This window comes from Maribacter chungangensis (assembly GCF_042676845.1).
Classification (GTDB): domain Bacteria; phylum Bacteroidota; class Bacteroidia; order Flavobacteriales; family Flavobacteriaceae; genus Maribacter; species Maribacter chungangensis.
Genome location: NZ_JBHTHY010000007.1, coordinates 129284 through 147963 on the forward strand (window position 1 = coordinate 129284; position 18680 = coordinate 147963).

19 protein-coding genes are annotated in these 18680 nt (G+C 42.5%); 3 read left to right on the forward strand and 16 right to left on the reverse strand.

Going from position 1 to position 18680, the window contains the following annotated elements:
• Positions 1-2: 2 nt before the first annotated feature.
• The 13 genes from ACFQZJ_RS11195 to recR all read right to left on the reverse strand — a co-directional run bounded on the left by ACFQZJ_RS11195 (position 3) and on the right by recR (position 10049).
• Positions 3-887, reverse strand: a complete 885-nt coding sequence (locus tag ACFQZJ_RS11195) for a DUF2911 domain-containing protein (protein WP_379934589.1) — start codon at positions 885-887, stop codon at positions 3-5.
• On the reverse strand, positions 884-1846 hold the full coding sequence (gene ftsY / locus ACFQZJ_RS11200) for a signal recognition particle-docking protein FtsY (RefSeq protein ID WP_379934590.1): 963 nt from the start codon (positions 1844-1846) through the stop codon (positions 884-886). Before ftsY ends, ACFQZJ_RS11195 begins: the two co-directional genes overlap by 4 nt.
• Before the next feature lie 88 nt (positions 1847-1934).
• Positions 1935-2087 (reverse strand): DUF4295 domain-containing protein, encoded by a 153-nt coding sequence (locus ACFQZJ_RS11205; protein WP_379934591.1) that lies wholly within the window; start codon positions 2085-2087, stop codon positions 1935-1937.
• A gap of 39 nt (positions 2088-2126) precedes the next feature.
• Positions 2127-2309: a 50S ribosomal protein L33 gene (rpmG, locus tag ACFQZJ_RS11210; RefSeq protein WP_099574372.1), complete on the reverse strand. Its 183-nt coding sequence runs from the start codon at positions 2307-2309 to the stop codon at positions 2127-2129.
• Positions 2310-2329: 20 nt separating this feature from the next.
• On the reverse strand, positions 2330-2566 hold the full coding sequence (gene rpmB / locus ACFQZJ_RS11215; protein ID WP_379934592.1) for a 50S ribosomal protein L28: 237 nt from the start codon (positions 2564-2566) through the stop codon (positions 2330-2332).
• A gap of 69 nt (positions 2567-2635) precedes the next feature.
• On the reverse strand, positions 2636-3883 hold the full coding sequence (locus ACFQZJ_RS11220) for a competence/damage-inducible protein A (RefSeq protein WP_379934593.1): 1248 nt from the start codon (positions 3881-3883) through the stop codon (positions 2636-2638).
• Complete coding sequence (locus ACFQZJ_RS11225; RefSeq protein WP_379934594.1) at positions 3883-4221, reverse strand: Hpt domain-containing protein; 339 nt, start codon at positions 4219-4221, stop codon at positions 3883-3885. The genes ACFQZJ_RS11220 and ACFQZJ_RS11225 overlap by 1 nt, the downstream gene beginning before the upstream one ends.
• Complete coding sequence (locus tag ACFQZJ_RS11230; RefSeq protein ID WP_379934595.1) at positions 4221-4832, reverse strand: fumarylacetoacetate hydrolase family protein; 612 nt, start codon at positions 4830-4832, stop codon at positions 4221-4223. The genes ACFQZJ_RS11225 and ACFQZJ_RS11230 overlap by 1 nt, the downstream gene beginning before the upstream one ends.
• A 7-nt stretch (positions 4833-4839) precedes the next feature.
• Positions 4840-5751, reverse strand: a complete 912-nt coding sequence (locus ACFQZJ_RS11235; protein WP_379934596.1) for a carboxypeptidase-like regulatory domain-containing protein — start codon at positions 5749-5751, stop codon at positions 4840-4842.
• A complete protein-coding gene (locus tag ACFQZJ_RS11240; protein WP_379934597.1) occupies positions 5752-6528 on the reverse strand; it encodes a 3'-5' exonuclease in 777 nt (258 codons plus the stop codon).
• Positions 6529-6604: 76 nt separating this feature from the next.
• The gene (locus tag ACFQZJ_RS11245) at positions 6605-7864 is read right to left on the reverse strand and encodes a hypothetical protein (RefSeq protein ID WP_379934598.1); all 1260 of its coding nucleotides are present in this window, start codon (positions 7862-7864) and stop codon (positions 6605-6607) included.
• 96 nt (positions 7865-7960) lie between these two features.
• A complete protein-coding gene (locus ACFQZJ_RS11250; protein ID WP_379934599.1) occupies positions 7961-9337 on the reverse strand; it encodes a dihydrolipoamide acetyltransferase family protein in 1377 nt (458 codons plus the stop codon).
• 91 nt (positions 9338-9428) lie between these two features.
• A complete protein-coding gene (recR, locus tag ACFQZJ_RS11255) occupies positions 9429-10049 on the reverse strand; it encodes a recombination mediator RecR (RefSeq protein WP_379934601.1) in 621 nt (206 codons plus the stop codon).
• Between the two features lie 68 nt (positions 10050-10117).
• Here recR and ACFQZJ_RS11260 point away from each other — a divergent pair, with 68 nt between their 5' ends.
• From ACFQZJ_RS11260 to ACFQZJ_RS11270, 3 genes are all read left to right on the forward strand, one after another.
• Positions 10118-11575: a sodium:solute symporter gene (locus tag ACFQZJ_RS11260; protein WP_379934603.1), complete on the forward strand. Its 1458-nt coding sequence runs from the start codon at positions 10118-10120 to the stop codon at positions 11573-11575.
• A 204-nt stretch (positions 11576-11779) separates the two neighbouring features.
• Complete coding sequence (locus tag ACFQZJ_RS11265; RefSeq protein ID WP_379934604.1) at positions 11780-12337, forward strand: REP-associated tyrosine transposase; 558 nt, start codon at positions 11780-11782, stop codon at positions 12335-12337.
• A gap of 203 nt (positions 12338-12540) precedes the next feature.
• A complete protein-coding gene (locus tag ACFQZJ_RS11270) occupies positions 12541-12906 on the forward strand; it encodes a hypothetical protein (RefSeq protein WP_379934606.1) in 366 nt (121 codons plus the stop codon).
• 214 nt (positions 12907-13120) lie between these two features.
• On the opposite strand, the gene ACFQZJ_RS11275 is transcribed toward ACFQZJ_RS11270, so the two are convergent.
• From ACFQZJ_RS11275 to ACFQZJ_RS11285, 3 genes are all read right to left on the reverse strand, one after another.
• Positions 13121-13849: a CPBP family intramembrane glutamic endopeptidase gene (locus ACFQZJ_RS11275; protein ID WP_379934607.1), complete on the reverse strand. Its 729-nt coding sequence runs from the start codon at positions 13847-13849 to the stop codon at positions 13121-13123.
• Positions 13850-13898: 49 nt separating this feature from the next.
• Complete coding sequence (locus ACFQZJ_RS11280) at positions 13899-15203, reverse strand: RHS repeat domain-containing protein (RefSeq protein WP_379934609.1); 1305 nt, start codon at positions 15201-15203, stop codon at positions 13899-13901.
• Positions 15204-15299: 96 nt separating this feature from the next.
• Positions 15300-18578, reverse strand: a complete 3279-nt coding sequence (locus tag ACFQZJ_RS11285; protein ID WP_379934610.1) for a WD40/YVTN/BNR-like repeat-containing protein — start codon at positions 18576-18578, stop codon at positions 15300-15302.
• Positions 18579-18680 lie beyond the last annotated feature (102 nt).

Genomic DNA, 18680 nt, shown 5'->3' on the forward strand with positions numbered 1-18680 from the left:
TTTTAATCCGTATTAGCACCATACAACTTTTTCCAATTCCTTATGTTCCTTTGATTCAAACGAACAAACTCATCCTTTCCTAAAGATTGCGAAATCTTTTGAGAAGTTGTCGCGGATAGCACCGCTTGCCGGTACAAACCAAGTGCGGCCTGTAACTCCGATTTTACCCGATAAAAATAATAGGTCTCCCCACCTAAATCCAGTGCTTTGTTTACGTAGTCCAAGGCTATCGCGGTTTTTACACCCTGTTCCTGGTAGTACCGTGCAATTTCGTAGTAGGTCTGTGCGGTAGTGCTATCTTGAAGTTTTTGCCGTATCCGTGCTTCCATTAGCTCCGGAGTGTTGAAAGCTACAGGAACGGTTATTCTCGTATTTGCCCATTGCAAGACCATTTCTGCGGAATCATGGGTAATTGCATCGAAAGAAATCATAAAATTCTCTTGATAACTTAGCACTTTTTCAGGGGTAACGGTAACTCTTAACACATCTTCGGAAGGATCGTACCGCTCCCTCCCGTCTCCCCAGTGTGCGGTATTGGCATGAAAAACGATTTCCCATTCGGTAGCGGCGGGAAAGGCATACAGCGCGTAGGTACCTTTAAGCAATCTACTCCTATTAACGATTACATCGGTATCAAAGGTGATTTTGGTAGATTCATTGGCACCAACCCGCCATATACGGCCATAAGGAACCACGCCCGGCAGTCCTAGGTTATCAGTACCAAAAATATGCCTTCCTTTGGCAGAAGGTCTGGAATATTCGATACTGATTTTGGATAGCCCTACTTTTTGTTCTATTGAGGCAAAAGGACTGGCTTTAGGATGCTCCAATTGCGCCCATGAGGTAGATGCGGCACATAGAAAAACTATACAAAAAAAGCGTTTCAAGAATTCATTTTAAAGAAGGAATCCACAAATTCGTATTTATTGAATACCTGTAAATCTTCTATACCCTCTCCTACCCCAATATATTTTACCGGAATCTGAAATTGGTCCGAAATCCCTATGACAACGCCACCTTTTGCGGTGCCGTCCAGTTTTGTCACCGCCAGGGCGGTTACCTCCGTAGCCTTGGTAAACTGCTTGGCCTGTTCAAATGCATTCTGTCCTGTAGAACCGTCCAATACCAAAAGTACCTCATGCGGTGTACCCTCTACCACTTTTTGCATCACCCGTTTTACTTTGGTGAGCTCGTTCATTAAATTTATCTTATTATGTAAACGCCCGGCGGTATCTATGATTACGACATCTGCATCTTGGGTTACGGCAGAACTAAGGGTATCAAACGCCACCGAAGCCGGATCGCTGCCCATTTGCTGTTTAACGATGGGCACTCCAACACGGTCCGCCCATACCTGTAATTGGTCTATCGCAGCCGCCCTAAACGTATCCGCAGCACCTAGCACCACGTTATGACCTTGTTTTTTAAATTGATGGGCCAACTTTCCAATGGTCGTTGTTTTCCCGGCACCATTCACCCCTACAACCATAATTACATAAGGCTTTTTATCCTTAGGAACTTGAATTTCCGTAGCATCCCCGGTATGGGTTTCGGATAAAAGTCCGGCTATTTCCTCCCGCAGTATTCCGTTCAATTCATCGGTACCCATATACTTGTCCTTGGCCACTCTGGCTTCTATGCGTTCAATAATCTTTAGGGTGGTGTCCACGCCAACGTCCGAGGAAACCAGTACTTCCTCCAGATTATCCAGTACATCGTCGTCTACCTTGGATTTTCCGGCAACCGCTTTTCCCAACTTGGAAAAGAAGCTTGTTTTGGTCTTTTCCAGTCCTTTATCCAAACTTTCCTTCTTCTGTGAAGAAAATATCTTTTTAAATAAACTCATTTTTGGTATCTAAATAGTTACTCAAATATAAAAATTAAAAAGCCCCTTTCGTAAGAAAGAGGCTTAATAACGTTATAATAAAGTTGTATTACTTTTTTGCAATCCAAGCATCTACCATTTCTGGTGCCATAACCGACTCAACAAAAACGTAAGCACCGGATTTTGGTGATTTTACCATTTTGATGGCTTTGGTCAATCTTTTGGAACTTGTCTGTAAACTTGCTACGGTCTTCTTTGCCATGACTCTTTATTTTGTTGTCGTTTCCGTTAAAACGGAACCTTATTTAATTTCTTTGTGAACTGTCATTCTCTTTAGGATAGGATTGAATTTTTTAATTTCCATCCTTTCCGGAGTATTCTTCTTGTTCTTGGTCGTTATATACCTAGAAGTACCAGGTTGCCCCGATTCTTTATGCTCGGTACATTCCAATATTACCTGTATCCTATTGCCTTTTTTTGCCATCGTAATCTATATTTTCGGGATTATTTTACCAATCCTTTAGCTTTTGCCTCTTTCAACACTGCTGAAATGCCTTTTTTATTGATACTTTTTAAAGCTCTTGCCGAGACTTTTAAAGTTACCCAACGGTCTTCTTCCGGAATATAAAATCTCTTTTTGGATAGATTTACATCGAATCTTCTTCTGGTCTTATTGATAGAGAAGGAAACGTTATTTCCGAACATTGCTCTCTTTCCGGTAATCTCACAAACTTTAGACATTGTGTCGAATTTTTCTTTTAAACAGGGTGCAAATTTATATCATTTTTATCTTACTGCCAACATTCTACTTCACATTTTTATAATTTCTTTTTGCAGCAGTTCAAAGGCCTTATTTACAGCCTTTTGCACTATGCGTTCCCTGTGTGTTCCCATCTGAAATTTCTCTACAAAAACATCCTTTGGGGTGGCTACTGCAATACAGACCGTTCCCACCTCGGCGTCCGAATCGCCTTTGGTTGGGCCGGCGTTACCTGTTGTGGCTATGGCAAAATCCGTTTTCATAAGTTGTTGCACGCCAGTAGCCATGGCTTTTGCTACCTCCTTACTCACCACCGAATGTTTCTCTATAAGGTTTGTTGGTACCTGAAGTACTTTACTCTTTGTTTCGGTCGCATAACTAACCACACTACCTTTAAAATAAGCGGATGCACCTGGCATAGAGGTAAGTATAGCGGCTATCTTGCCTCCCGTGCAGCTCTCTGCCGTTGAAAGGGTGCATCCCTTTACAACCAATAATTTCGCCACCACTTCCTCAATGGTTTCCTCATCTTCTAAGCCGTATACAATATCGCCCAACAGCGGAAGTAATTTCTTATGCTCGTTTTCTATGGCCCGGAGCAAAACGTCATAATCGGGACCTTTTGCGGTAAGTCGCAACCTTACCTTACCTAAGTTGGGCAAGTAGGCCAATCTCACAAAGGAAGGCAGTTCGTCTTCCCAGGTTTCGATCTTCTGTGCAATGGCACTTTCGCCCAAACCATAGGTAACTATCGTCCTGTGAATAATGTAGGGTCGTTTGTAAAACGTGGTTAATTTGGGCAATACTTCGGCCTTCATCAGATTTTTCATTTCAAACGGAACGCCCGGTAGGGATATAAAGGTAGTATCGTCCTCATGGATCCACATGCCAGGAGCTGTACCATGGGCGTTGTGCAATACGGTTGCCTTGCTTGGCAAAAGCGCCTGCATTCTATTTACATCGGAAATAGGGGTTGAAATATGTTTGGCAAAAAGGAACTCTACATGTTCCAATACCTTTTTGTCCTCTACCAGCACATCATTAAAAAAAGTACAAAAGGTATGCTTGGTAATATCGTCTTTTGTAGGGCCTAGACCTCCTGTAACTATAACAATATCGACTTTTGACTTTGCCTCGGCCAAAGCAGCGAGAATATGCGCGCTCTCATCTTGAACGGAGGTTATCTGGTAGACCGAAATACCGATTTTATTAAGCTCCTTAGCAATATAGGCGGAATTTGTATCTATAATCTGACCTATAAGTATCTCATCACCGATGGTAATAATTTCTGCGGTCATTAGCAGTCAAAGTCATTTTGTAATTCGGAAACAACTTGGTCTATATCGTTCTTTAACGAAGGAAAAATCCGTTTAATTTCTTCCATATTGGATTCACTTTTCCCAAGTGTCTCCATCTCCAAAGCCGCAGCACGGGTCTGCTCCATACCCAACAAATCTACATTAGGTTTAATTTTGTGCGCCAGCTGATACACCTTTTGGTAATTGTTTTCTTCCAAAGCCTTTTCCAAGGCCAGTAGATCAACTGGAACTTCTTCGAGAAAAACGGCCACTACGGAATTTATAAAATCCTGATCTCCTTCGGCCATTTCATTGATCTTATCCAGACTGTAAATCATTACTTTATTCTTAGGTTAAAAAGTTCCTTACGTTCCAAGCTTCCGGAAAGGTAGTCATTTGCCGTTACTTTCCCAACCCCGGCAGGTGTCCCCGTAAAAATAACATCTCCTTTTTTTAACATGAAAAAGGTAGACACATAGGCAATGAGCTCATCAATCTTCCAAAGCATAAGGCCAGTATTGCCGGATTGTACCACCTCATTGTTCTTTTTGAGCTCAAAATTAAGGTCGTTCAAATCCTTAAAGGCTGTTTTTGACACCCATGCCCCAATTACGGCGGCACCATCAAAACCTTTGGCCTTTTCCCACGGCAAACCCTTTGCCTTCAATTGGGCTTGTACATCCCTGGCCGTAAAATCGATTCCCAAACCAATTTCATCATAATAAGTGTGTGCAAAAGATTCGTCTATGTGCTTTCCTACTTTTTTTATTTTCACCAGCACTTCTACTTCATAGTGAATGTCATCCGAAAAATCCGGGATATAAAAATCCTGTTCCTTTGGCAAAACGGCAGAATCCGGTTTTATAAAGACTACGGGTTCCGTAGGCCTTTCATTTTTAAGCTCGGTAATATGATCCGTGTAATTTCTTCCGATACATATAATTTTCATAGGTCTCCTACTTATTCTTTGATACTTTAATACTTATTGCGGGGACAAGGCTCTCCCCGTTTCCTGGAGATTTTATAGCAAAATCCGACCATTCGCCCAACCCGTAAACCATCGTCCTAAAGTTTTGATTTTTCTGGTATACAGCTGCAAAGGTAGGTGCAAACCGGTCTTCGGAAACTGGTTTATTCGTCAGCGGATGCTGGTAAGCGTTCACATACCAATTGGACGGCAGAAACAACCATTCCAGACCAATATAAATACCTTCGCGTGGTATTTTAATACCCATTTCAGCTAGGTCTATGCTAACAAATTCTTTGTTTATATCGGATTCCAGAACAATACTTTTTTGCACCAGGTCACGGCTTGGCTTTTTGGTTTTAGGGTCTACATCGTAGATCCGTAATCTAAATTTAGAGAATTCGCGCTTAAATTTGGCCTCCTTTCTTACAAATACGGTAATTGTTTCCAGATATTTTTTGGCTGCACCGATATTGGGAAAATACAAAGCCAAAACCCAAGGTGTGGCGGCAGAAGAAAAACCACTTTTTATGCTATAGGAACTAATCGGGTTCATCACCTGACTATCACCAAGGCTTTGTGCCACCACTACCTCATCCAAAGCATAAGTCTCCTCGATCATTCGTACTTTCTTACCCAACTGCACGGCACTGCCCAGTGCTATGGTATCCTTGTACCCTAGAGAGGAAATATGCACTTTTTTATCGAGGAAGCGCTCTGGAATTTCTAAGTAAAAGTGCCCATCTTCGTCGCTTGAAGTACCTTTTAGGGAGTTTAAAAAACTAAGGTTGGCGTAGGGAATAGGATTCCCGGTTTTACTATCAACAACATGCCCTTCAAAAAAAACACTTTGTGCATTGCCCATAACGGCAACAAACAACAGCATACAGCATAGTCTCATCTAACCAAGTTTGGTATTTAATTTACTCAACTTTATTTGTGTCAGTATTTTTTTAGTGTACAACGGAAAATCGGCATTGAGCATCCAACCAAAATAACCTGGCTCCTTTTCCAGAACATCGTGCACTTTCTTTCCCTTGTGCTTTCCAAAGGAAAAAATCTCCTCCCCATCTTCGTCCATCGCAATAAAACCTGCAAAATCTACGGATTGCTTTCTCCTTGAAAATTCGGATAATTTCTTAATGTTATTTTCCAACTCCGGATAGCGGTCCAATTGCGAGAGCAAGACCTCGTAGGTAGCATTGGTATCCGCGGCGGCGCTATGTGCATCCGTCAAATCCTTATCACAATAGAATTTGTAAGCGGCCTCCAGGGTACGTTTCTCCATTTTATGAAAAATCGTTTGAACATCTACCGAAACCGTATTTTTCATATCAAAATCGATACCTACGCGCAAAAGTTCCTCTGCCAGCAAAGGAATATCGAACCGATCGGAATTAAATCCGCCCAAATCGGCATCCTTTATCATCTTATAGATTTCCTTGGAAAGTTCTTTAAAGGTTGGCTCGTTGGCCACTTTTTCGTTAGAGATACCGTGAATGGCAATTACCTCATCCGGAATCGTCATTTCTGGATTTACGAGCCATGTTTTACTCTCTTTGTTTCCGTTTGGAAACACCTTTAGAATGGCAATCTCCACAATGCGGTCCTTGGCCACATTGGTACCGGTAGTTTCAAGGTCAAAAAAGCAAATAGGTCTTGTAAGTTTTAATTCCATGTATACGGGACTTTTTACAAAGATAGGTTTAATCATACTTTTCTTGGCCGAAATAGTTTGTTTTTGACCCTTGACCTTACAATCTAAGATTGATTATATTGTTATAGGTAGAACCAAATGTATATCGCAAGCCTACCCTAAAACCTAGTTCAAAATCTGTAGCTATCTGCTTTTGTTGAAGGAGTACATCCTCTAGGGATGCATCTCCGGCAGGAAGCCCTATCTGATCTCGTATGACCTCAAAATCCCCCCTGAAGGTTACCGCTAATCCTTTAAAAACCCGAATGGCCAATCTACCGAACAACTGTATCCTATTTTTTCTAAAATCATTTAAAAATGCAGAACCACGCAAACGGGTGTAAATATTGCCCCAGGGCTGGCGATAGTTCAATTGAATATCCAGGGAATGGTTAAAAATTCCCTCCGCTTCCTGCTCAAAAATAGTGGTGTCTATGTAATTATTATAAAAATATCCGATGCGATAGGCAAACACGATTTCTCTTCGCAGTACTTCGTTATAAGGAAAAATATTGTACTCGATTGCGGGATTTACGTATGTTGAAAAATCCAAATTAGTAAACGTATTGTGACGGGCACCACCAAAAAGTCCGGCCGACCAGTGATCCGATAGACTCCGAACCACACTAGCATCTATAGAATATCGAATACGTTCACTGACAAACACCTCATCGCTTCGTTCAAATTCGCTTCTGGATTCGTTTAGCTCCCCATCTGCCCGAATTCGCCATTTTTCCGTTACGCGATCGCTTTCAAATCCAAATTCATATTCAAACTCCTTCCTACTCGTTTCCTTGTCCAGTCGCGCTTCGCCATACACTTCAAAAATCCAGTTGTTCCAAGGGTCCTCAAAATCGATGTCCTGCAGTTCCTCGGCCCCTTCGTTATCTATGGTATAATTGACTTTGTCCGCCAGATCTGATTGTATTACATAGCGCAAAAGACCTGCCTTGATCTGTTTTACCAAGCCTATCCTAATTTCATCGGAGGTCATGTTGGGATCGGTCTCGTAAGACGCATCACCCGTAATTCCCTCATAATCCCGCGTGCCTTTAAAATCAAGCACATACGTTCTACCGCCGGAACCATTGGCTACGTCGTAAATGAACAACTGAATGTTGGCCAAAGCCTGGTCACGGACATGGCTCACGAATTTTATTTCCTGTTGAATATACCGCCGTTCGCAGTTACACTCCACAAATAACTTCAGGGCTTCTTTATTGACGGGAACCGGCGGTCGTTGGCCATTTATAGTAAAGGATAAAACTAAAAAGAAAACGAGGGTTGCCCCAAATTTTAGAGAAACAGGTATGGTCATACTCAAGATTACGTACAAAATTAACCCTGAATATAAACGATTACGAACGCTATCCAGAAACTTATTAGCTCAACAACTTCGGACACTGGTCAAACATCAAATCTCGCGATTCACGTCCCAAGCTTCTAAATAATCGGCCACCGCTTTTGCGAACATACTTCCCAGCGCTCCGTTCACTACTCTGTGGTCATAGCTGTGAGACAAATACATTTTACTTCTGATACCGATAAAATCGCCCTCGTTTGTTTCTATAACGGAGGGCATCTTACGAATGGCACCAAGCGCCATGATACCTACTTGTGGCTGATTGATGATCGGGGTGCCAAATACACTTCCAAAAGTACCCACGTTAGTTACCGTATATGTACCATCTTGGACCTCATCCGGTTTTAAGGCGTTGTTTCTAGAACGGTTGGCCAGATCGTTCACCACTTTTGCCATACCCACCAAATTCAACTGGTCGGCATTTTTAATAACGGGCACAATAAGGTTGCCGTCCGGTAGGGCGGCCGCCATTCCGATATTGATGTTCTTTTTCTTGATGACCGAATCGCCGCTTACCGAAATATTCATCATTGGATATTTCTTCAAGGCTTTGGCAATGGCTTCCATAAAAATAGGTGTAAACGTAAGTTTCTCCCCTTCTTGCTTCTCAAAGGCCGATTTCATTTTTGCCCGCCAATTGACAATATTGGTCACGTCGACCTCTATAAAACTCTGTACATGTGCCGATGTCGCCAAACTATCGGTCATGTGCTTGGAAACCAGTTTACCCATACGGGTCATCTGGATTACCTCATCTCCTTGGGCAACCTTTACGGGAGCTTGCGCTGGTTTTTCCTTGGTTTCCATGGGTATTTCTACCGTTTTTTCGACCACCGGAGCTACCTCTTGTTTCTCCTCTACTTTAGGTTGCGAGGATGCTACCGCAGGACTGGATGCCGTACCTTTATTGCCTACATAGGCCAAAATATCGGTCTTGGTTACGCGACCGTCCTTTCCCGTTCCCGTAATAGCTTCCAACTCATCAAAAGAAACTCCTTCTTGCTTGGCAATGTTCTTTACCAGTGGAGAATAAAAACGTTCGGAACTACTGTAATCCGGGGTAGGTGTACTCACCATATCCTGCGCATTTGACAAGGCCTTCTCCGCGGCGGCCACCATTTCCTCCGCCTCGGCAGGGTTTTCCTCCAAAGTTTCTTCCATACTGGCCGCAGTTTCGGACTGCTCACCGCTAATTTCTATGATAGCAACGGTCTCCCCTACCTTAATGACTGCATCAACTTCAAAACACTTTTCAACCAACACACCATCTACCTCACTTGGCACCTCACTATCTACCTTGTCGGTCGCTATTTCAAAAATAGCTTCGTCCATTTCAATCGTATCCCCTACTTCCTTCAACCAAGACGTCAATGTTGCCTCTGCAACACTTTCTCCCATTCGTGGTAGCTTCAATTCAAATTTTGACATATCGATAATTTATAAGTGCTTTTGTTCGTATTTTTTGCAAAAATAATAAAATTTAAGGCTATTTTGTCGTTTTACATCAGGATAATCAACGTTAATTGGTTCTTAAGGAACCTTCAAAAGGCACCCTGTTCAAGATACTCCTGCCCAGCGTAACCTCATCTGCATATTCCAGTTCATCCCCAACGGCAATGCCCCTTGCAATGGTAGAGGTACGTACTTCCAAGCCTTCTATCTGCTTAAAAATATAAAAATTGGTAGTATCTCCTTCCATAGTAGAGCTTAACGCAAATATAAGCTCGTTTATTTCGCCCTGCTTCACTTTGTTGACCAAGGAGGCAATGGTTAAATCTTGGGGTCCGATGCCTTCCATGGGCGAGATTTTTCCGCCCAGAACATGGTACTTGCCCCTATACTGACCCGTATTTTCTATGGCCATAACATCGCGGATATCCTCAACCACACATACTAGAGTTCCATCTCTTTTTGGGTTTGCACAGATTTCGCATAGTTCCGTATCCGAAATATTATGGCAATTAGTGCAGAAGCGTACCGTACTCCGCAATACTGTAAGTGCGCTGGATAATTGCTCGGTTTGCCGTTCGGACTGTTTTAACAAATGCAATACCAAACGTAGGGCCGTGCGTTTACCGATACCCGGTAATTGCGACATTTCGTAGACCGCATTTTCCAATAATTTAGAAGAAAACTCCATGCATTTAAGTTTCGGGTAAAATTACGCACTATTTTTACTTTTTGTACTTTGCCTTAAAATAATTTCAAATGACCTCCCTACATATCCTCTTGCTTATAGGCGGCTACTTCGCCCTGCTGTTGCTCATCTCCTATTTTACGGGAAAGAACGATTCCAACGAGGATTTTTTTAAGGCCGGTAAACAGTCGCCCTGGTATTTGGTCGCCTTTGGCATGGTGGGCGCATCGCTTTCGGGCGTTACCTTTATTTCGGTTCCTGGCTGGGTAGATAGTTCGCAATTTAGCTACTTGCAAGTGGTCTTTGGTTATCTGGTTGGTTATCTAGTTACCGCTTATGTGCTGTTGCCCATCTACTACAAACAAAACGTGACCTCTATCTATCAATTTTTGGACGACCGTTTTGGATTTGTAAGCTACAAAGTAGGTGCCGTTTCCTTTTTTGTCTCTCGGGTGCTGGGAGCCGCGTTTCGCTTGTTTTTAGTAGCTATCGTATTACAACAATTTGTGTTCGATGCGTGGAACGTACCTTATGAGATTACGGTAGTACTTTCTATTTTACTGATATGGATCTACACGTTTAAAGGTGGCATAAAAACCATTGTGTGGACCGATACCTTGCAAACACTATTTATGCTGGTTTCCGTGGGATTATCCATTTATTTTATATTGAACAACCTAGAGTGGACTTTCTCCGACTTCCTTGCATCTGACGAGCTATCCGGTTTTAGCAAAACCATTTTTACCGATGACCTGTTCGCTAAAAACCATTTACTGAAATCTTTCCTGGGCGGTATGTTCGTAACCATTTGTATGACAGGGCTAGATCAGGATATGATGCAAAAGAACCTTACCTGTAGAAATCTAAAGGATGCCCAGAAGAACATGGTGTCCTTTAGCGTGGTGCTGGTGGCCGTCACCTTTGTCTTTATGCTTTTGGGTGCGCTATTGTTCATTTATGCCGAAAAGTATCAGATTGCAATTCCCCTAATGGACGGGCAACCCAAAACCGACCTTCTCTTCCCTGAAATAGCACTGAACAGTGGCTTGGGCATGACCGTGGCCATCACCTTTATGCTTGGCCTTATCGCAGCTGCGTATAGCAGTGCAGATAGCGCCTTAACCTCTTTGACCACTTCTTTTTGCGTCGATTTTTTGAACACCGAAAAGAAATCCGAAAAAGAAGCCAAAAGTATACGGCAACGCACCCATATCGGGATGAGCGTTTTACTGATACTGGTTGTTATTTCCTTTAAATATATTCTGGACCGAAACGTGATAGACGGACTCCTCACGGTGGCTTCCTACACCTATGGGCCCTTATTGGGACTCTTCTCCTTTGGTATATTTACCAAACATCAAGTAAAGGATAAATATGTATGGATCGTGGCCTTGGCCTCGTTGACCATTATTGTCATCCTAGGAAAACTACCGGCGGAAACCTTAGGGGGTTATGAAGTTGGTTATGAACTGCTTCCCCTAAATGGCTTGTTGACTTTTATTGGATTGTGGTTGATTAGGAGGAAGTAATGTAATTGAAGTGGTTTGCTTACGCGTTACGGCACGAGCGTGACGCTCGCGCTAGCGAGGAGGTTCATTAGGAGGAAGTAAAATTTTCAATTTAATATGTCTCCGCTCCCGCTAGTCTGTGACTAGTGGCGTACCGAGTAAGCAAAATATAGCGATTCAAAAAAAACCGTGATTTAACATTGTGCCTTTTTGTATTTTTAGAAAATGAGCAGAAACTACAAATTCCATAACAGGGACGGTGCTTATTTTGTTTCTTTTGCAACGGTATATTGGATAGATGTATTTACAAGGCAAGACTACTATATGGTGTTGGCAGAAAGCTTGGACCATTGCAGAAAAGAAAAAGGCATGGAGGTATATGCCTATTGTTTCATGCCCAGTCATGTTCATTTTATTTTTCGGTCGGTCAACGAGGACCCTTCGGGCGTTTTGCGCGATTTCAAAAAGCACACCTCCAAACAATTACTCAAAACCATTGAAGAAAACCCACAGGAAAGCAGAAAAGAATGGTTGCTTTGGATGTTCGAGAGGGCAGGTAAGAAAAAGGGCAATGTGTCCAAGTATCAATTTTGGCAGCACCATAACAAACCTATTGAACTTTGGAACACAACGGTTATAAAACAAAAATTGGAGTATATTCACAATAATCCAGTCCAAGCTGGTTTTGTAACCGAACCAACGGAATGGAAATACAGCAGCGCAAGGAACTATGCCGATGACCATACCGTTTTGAAAATAGACGATATTGGTTTTTTAGGCTAACAATTCACCTGCTTACGGTTGTGGCCACCAGTTACAAACTGGCGGTAGCCTTGGTTCCTATTCTGTTATGTATGCCTTACTCATACCCTACTTACTCTGTACGCCACTAGTTACAAACTAGCGGAAGCGGGGGAGACACAAGGGATGCTCTTCCGCCTTATCGATACCGTACTAAGGGATACCAAGGCCAAAAAGGCATATTTATGAAGGTGGCCACCAGACCCAAGGAGATCATCTATTTTTTCTTTGTGCCGGTGCAGACCCAACAGGGTACGGCCTATTTCTTCAATGCGATGGATGCCTATTCGGAATATGTCATCGATCTTGGTACTTCCCTTTCTATTGACGGGGATACCATTATCTCCCATATCAAAAAACTGTTGAAACACAGGGATTTTAAAAGGTCGCCAAAAAAACCGTTTACCTTGGTGTGTAATCTAGATGGGGATATCCAGCAAAGGATACGTGCCATTTTATTGCCCGAAAAGGGAAAGCTCGTCGTCGATGCCGATGCCGTGCAGGAGAACACCAAGTCCTTTAGAGCGTTCTTCGACAAAAAAAGGGAATGAAAAAACCACGACATTGCTGCCGTGGTCATTTTCAGTATTTCTTACTCGGTAAGCCACCAGTTACAAAATGGCGGGAGCGGGGTTCTCTAAAAAATTATTAGTATAGATTAGCTTCCAAAAAAATAGTAAAAGAAGTCAAGAATAACCTTAACCCAACTTTTCTTTTTATCATTCCCTTCTGAAGATTCCTTATCACTTACCTTTTTTGTCTGTTTCACTTTTCCCTTTTTGAAGTAAACGTAAAATATAAACTAATTGTCAAAATTAAAAAGCATAAAACCATCGCTGGAACAATAGTTTTATAAACTAATGTTAAGTCCAATGCATACAAATTTTCATTAACCTTAGGGGTAATAAAAAATACTAAAGCATTATAAAGTGCATGGGTAAGAAACACTAAAATAAAACTATTATAAAAATTATAAACAAAACCAAATATCAGCCCTGCCAAAAATACAGCAAGCAAGCTTGTATCTGTAAAATAATGTGTGAGCGCAAAAACTAAAGAAGATAAAATCAAGCTTTTCCTAAAAGAATATAAATTCATTAACCCTTTTAATATACTTTTTCTAAAAAGTAGTTCCTCAATAAAAGGAAATATGAAAACGGATAAAAGCCCAACTTTAAAATTACCGATATACATCTTTAAGTTTATTGAAAAAGTATCCCCATACAAGAAGATACTTAGTAAAATTTGCGCTGAATAAATTAACCCGTATAAAGAGATTACAATCAATGGTAAAAGAAGTATGCTTCTTTCATACCCATCTATTGTCAATAAATTAGTTACTATACGTTTTAAATCAAAATCATTAGAATATAGTATCAGTATAAGGTAAGCCAATATCATAATAAAAATACTCCAATCGTAGTGATTAACCGCTATTAAACTGGTAACGTATAATATGGTTGCTAACAGCAACCATATTATTATTAATTTCATTATTGATATACCAGAAGTCTTTATAGAATGATTCTTTAATAATTGAAACTTAGTCTTTGAGTATTTCAGTAGAATTAATCCTTTTTGTCATCATAAATTTGACGATTTTCGCACTATCCACTTCTCTCTGACTTGCATTTCCAGGCAAGCCTAATCTTCTTCTTTCTACTAGGCCATCTTCAAATTTATTTCCCTCCATTGGAGAAAAGTAACTACTACTCCTTCCAACCTTTAGTATTTTTTTGATTACTGCATCTAACCCTTTTTTTAGCCCACTCTGGATTCCTTTATCAACTGTTTTGCTAAACAAGTCAACATCACCTCCAAAGGAAAATCTTGTTGTATCTCCATCGATAATACCAGCATCTAACTTGCCATCTTCATTTAAATCAGCAACTTCAACTTGTGTATTTTCGGTTGTATTTCGACCACTTAAAAAAGTCTCATTAAACTTTTGATCGCTTAAGACGTCCGATTCAGGAATATCAACAACATCACCAACTTCAACATTAGACTTCAGGCCACCATCCTCGCCAATATAATTTTTTCCTAGTTGACCTTCAACAATTTCATTAGCTCTATCCATAGAAATACCAGCATCTTCAGCTAGTGTTGCTGCGCTATCTCCGGCTTCAGCTGTATATGTTCCATCGCCATTATTTATCCAAAATGGTTTCATCCCATCGGGATCTATAAAATTAATTGGATTACTAAATGCATAGTTGTGTGGGCTATGCCTTCTCATATCCTCTGCCAACGGGTCAATATTCATCCATCTACCGATAGCAGGGTCATAGTTCCTTGCGCCGAAGTCGTAGGTCTCCAGACCAAGGCTTTCGTCTAGTTCCTTGCCCCCGAACTTCCATTTCTGTGCTAGGTCGTTTCCAAGGGAGTTGTCGCCGCCGTTGTTGTACCCTTTATGTTTCAGTCCGAAGGGATGGTAGTTGTTCTCCTCGATGACGGTCGGTTCCCCGGGATTGCTCGGGTCTTCGGTATAACTCAACCTTACATTTCCGAGGTGGTCCTTGTACTGGTACACATAATCGAACCCCTGTGTATAATCGTTTGCGTCTTTCGGGAATGCATATCCCTCCGGTGTGCTGAAGAACTGAAGTACGGGGATGCCACCCTGTGGCTTCTCATAGATATAGTTGCCGGTATACTCGGTAGTTCCGTTTGCAGAACCCACGACCACTTTACAAAGCTTAACACCCCTAGCATCGCATACGTATGTTATGTTTCTACTAGCCTGTGAGCCACTTACATTTATATTAACTGGCAGATTCAAGTGGTTATATCTTATCGCAGAGCTGTCGGCCGTAAGGTACATAGCTTTATTTCTATCAAAGATCATATTGCCGTTAATATCATATTCAAAGTCGTCGTTGGTGTTCGTATTGTCCGTTGCGCTTGTGATTCAATCGAGGGGTTTGGTAAACTCAGCCATAATCTACTCCAACACTCTCCCCGGCGTATAAGGCGCTCCTGCAGCTTGTAACTTGGCCTCGTACTGCATCAATTCCGTCATGTATGCCTTCATATCCGTTTTAAAGGTTTTGAAATCCGTTTCAGCGATCCGTATGTTCTCTTGTTGTGTTTCCGTGGGCATTTGGCGGGTGCCCCAATGTCCGTACGCTACCGAGCCAGCTCTGGACATGATAGATGGTGCCGTTGCTTCGTTGAATTTATTTTTAATCGGGTGTCCGTAAAGTCGCTCCCTAAGTTCCGCTAGTTTGGTTTCCAAGGTTTTGAGCCCTGCAAACAATGCTGTATTTGCCTTTGGGGTTTCCAGTAGGGCCGCCTTCATGTGTCGTATACGATCGGCTACCTCCCCAATTTTGGAACTGGCGCCGTACATGTCCTTCAACAAGGCATTGGTTCGTTCCTGAAACTTGGCCACTTCTTCAAAATTGATATCGGATGGACTATTTGGCGTGGGTTTCAATTTAAATTGCTGTGGCGCACCTACTTGCTCTAAAGTGCCGTTTTGGAGCAGGTATAAGCTTACGCTGTAGGTACCCGGTGCCGCTAAGGGCCCTTCGGCGTCTCCGGCCCATGGCGGAACAAAGTCGGGCGTACTTAAATCGATAGCATCGGGCGGGGACAGCTTTAAATCCCAATGGGTACGGTGAACACCTGCTTTGGTTTCCCCTTTGATCCAGCGGATAGGCGTGTTGTTTTTATCGCTGACCAACAACAAAGTCTCGGATTTTTCTTCAAGTGATTCTTCTTTTAGACGTTCCCAGCCCGGAAAGGGAATATTGGCATTATTCTCCCTAGACTTCTTTTCGATAGCCTTTCGTTTTTCTTCCATTGTTTCTGGAAGTGCTTCTATATAATAGGTGAACATAGCTCCAAAAGGTGGATTTTCCGTCGCAAAACTCGTTGTTCCCTGCCCCGGCATTCCTTTGGCCTGCATGGGCACACTAGGTACATACCACCACGTATCCCTAACCGGAAATAGAACGGACGATTTATTTTCCATAGTGTTTGCTATGTTCCTTAGCGGGGTATAATCGTCCAGAATATAAAAACCCCTGCCAAAGGTAGCTCCGATCAGGTCGTTGTCCCTAGGGTGCAGTTCCAGATCACGAAATGCAATGGTTGGCGCTCCGGCTCCCAATTTGATCCAGTTGACCCCTTTGTTCGGGGAAAAGTATATGCCGTACTCCGTACCCGCGAACAATAGATTTTCATCGACCGGGTCTTGTTTGATCACCCACACAATGGTTCCTGCCGGCAAATCGCCTGCAATGGATTTCCATGAACGGCCACGATCGGCGCTCATAAAAACATACGGACTGTAATCCCCAAATTTATGAGCATCGGCAACCGCGAAGACCGTATTTTCGTTATGGCTGGATGCCTCTACATCATTGATAAAAGACCGTATTGGCACCTTGGGGAGGGCGGCACTTCTCCTCCAGTTTGCCCCAGCGTCTTCACTCACCTGCACCATACCGTCATCAGATGCGGTATACAAAAGTCCTTCTGCCAAAGGGGATTCCGATATACCTGTCAACGTGGCGTATTTGGACATTGCGCCTGTATCATACAACGCGTCTATACTCCATACGCGGCCCAAGGTCTCCAGTTCGTACCTGTTTGTATTGGTCGTTAAATCCGGACTTATGGCGGTCCAGGAATTTCCGCGATCATCGCTTCGCCAAAGTCGTTGTGAACCAAAATACAATCGTTTATGGTTATGCGGACTAATGATCAAAGGGCTGTCCCAATTCCATCGTTCCGGAGCATCACCTGGTGCGGGCTGGGGCTGAATGTTCAAGACCTCCTCCGTTCGTCTGTCCAAACGATGCAACAGTCCCTGCTGAATTTCCATGTAGACCGTATTGGGGTCCTCTGGATCAAAAACAGATTCATAACCATCCGCACCCAAAGGCACATACCAATCCTGATTGCGAACACCCTCTACATTGGTGGTACGCGATGGCCCTATTAAAGTACCAAGATCCTGGGCACCACCTACGATATTGTAAAAGGGCTCGGCATTGTCTACCCCAACTTTATAAAACTGTGAAATAGGCAGGTTGGGAAAGTGACGCCATGTTGTCCCTTCATCAAAAGACTCGTAAAGGCCACCATCGGTACCGGACAAGAGATGCTTCCCGTTATTTGGGTCTATCCATAAGGCATGATTGTCACTATGCTTTTCGCGACCGTTACCTAAGATTTTAAAGGTTTTACCACCATCGCGAGAAACCCGATAAAAAACATCCATCTGGTACACTAGCTCGGCAGTTGTGGGTGACGCCTCTATTTCTTGATAATAATGTGGCCCTGTTCCGCCAGAAATATAGCTGTTTCGTTTTTCCCAACTTTCGCCCTTGTCCATAGATCTATAAAAACCTTTTTCATCGTCATTGGCCTCAATAGTAGCATACACTCGGTTGGGATCGGCAGGGGTAACCGCCAAACCAATTTTTCCCACATCACCTTTGGGCAAACCCATGGTCACTTTTTTCCAGCTTAGGCCATTATCTATCGATTTATAGATGCCCGATTTAGGCCCACCAGCCAAGAACGACCAAGTTTGCCTGCGTCTTTGATAGGCAGCCGCATACAGCACCTCTGGATTACTGGGGTCAAATTCCACATCGGTTACACCCGTATTTTCATCGATCTCTAAAACCAATGCCCAACTTTTCCCACCATCTTCACTTCTGTACAGACCACGCTCCCCGCCAGAAGACCATAAAGGCCCCTCGGCGGCTACAAAAACAACATCACTATTTCTTGGATCGATTAAAATTTTTCCGATATGTTCGGATGTTTTCAATCCCATAGACTCCCAAGAAGCTCCACCATTATCACTTTTGTATACACCATCTCCCCAAGCTACGTGACGGCCACTTACATTTTCGCCAGTACCCACCCAAACGGTTTGCGGATTGTTGGGGTCAATGGTAACCGAGCCAATAGAATACGATGCCTGATCATCAAAAACGGGTTTAAAAGTTATACCGCTATTGGTTGTTTTCCACACGCCTCCGGAACCCACCGCAATATACCATGTACTGAAATCGGTAGGACTAATAGCAATATCGGCAATACGTCCACCCATAAAAGCAGGGCCGATACCACGTAGTTTCATCGCTGATGCAGCTTTTTTAACCTTATCTATCGTTGCGGTTTGGGTATAACTATTTGGTACGATAAAAAAACAAAAGAGCACTAGGGTAAAAACGGTCAGAAAATTTCTCTTAAACATAGGAACATCGATTATAGGTTGGCTTATCTTTTTGTTATTTAAATTTAAAACATCCTAATTTAATCAATGTATGCTTGTTTTTTGCATAACAAAACTATTTTT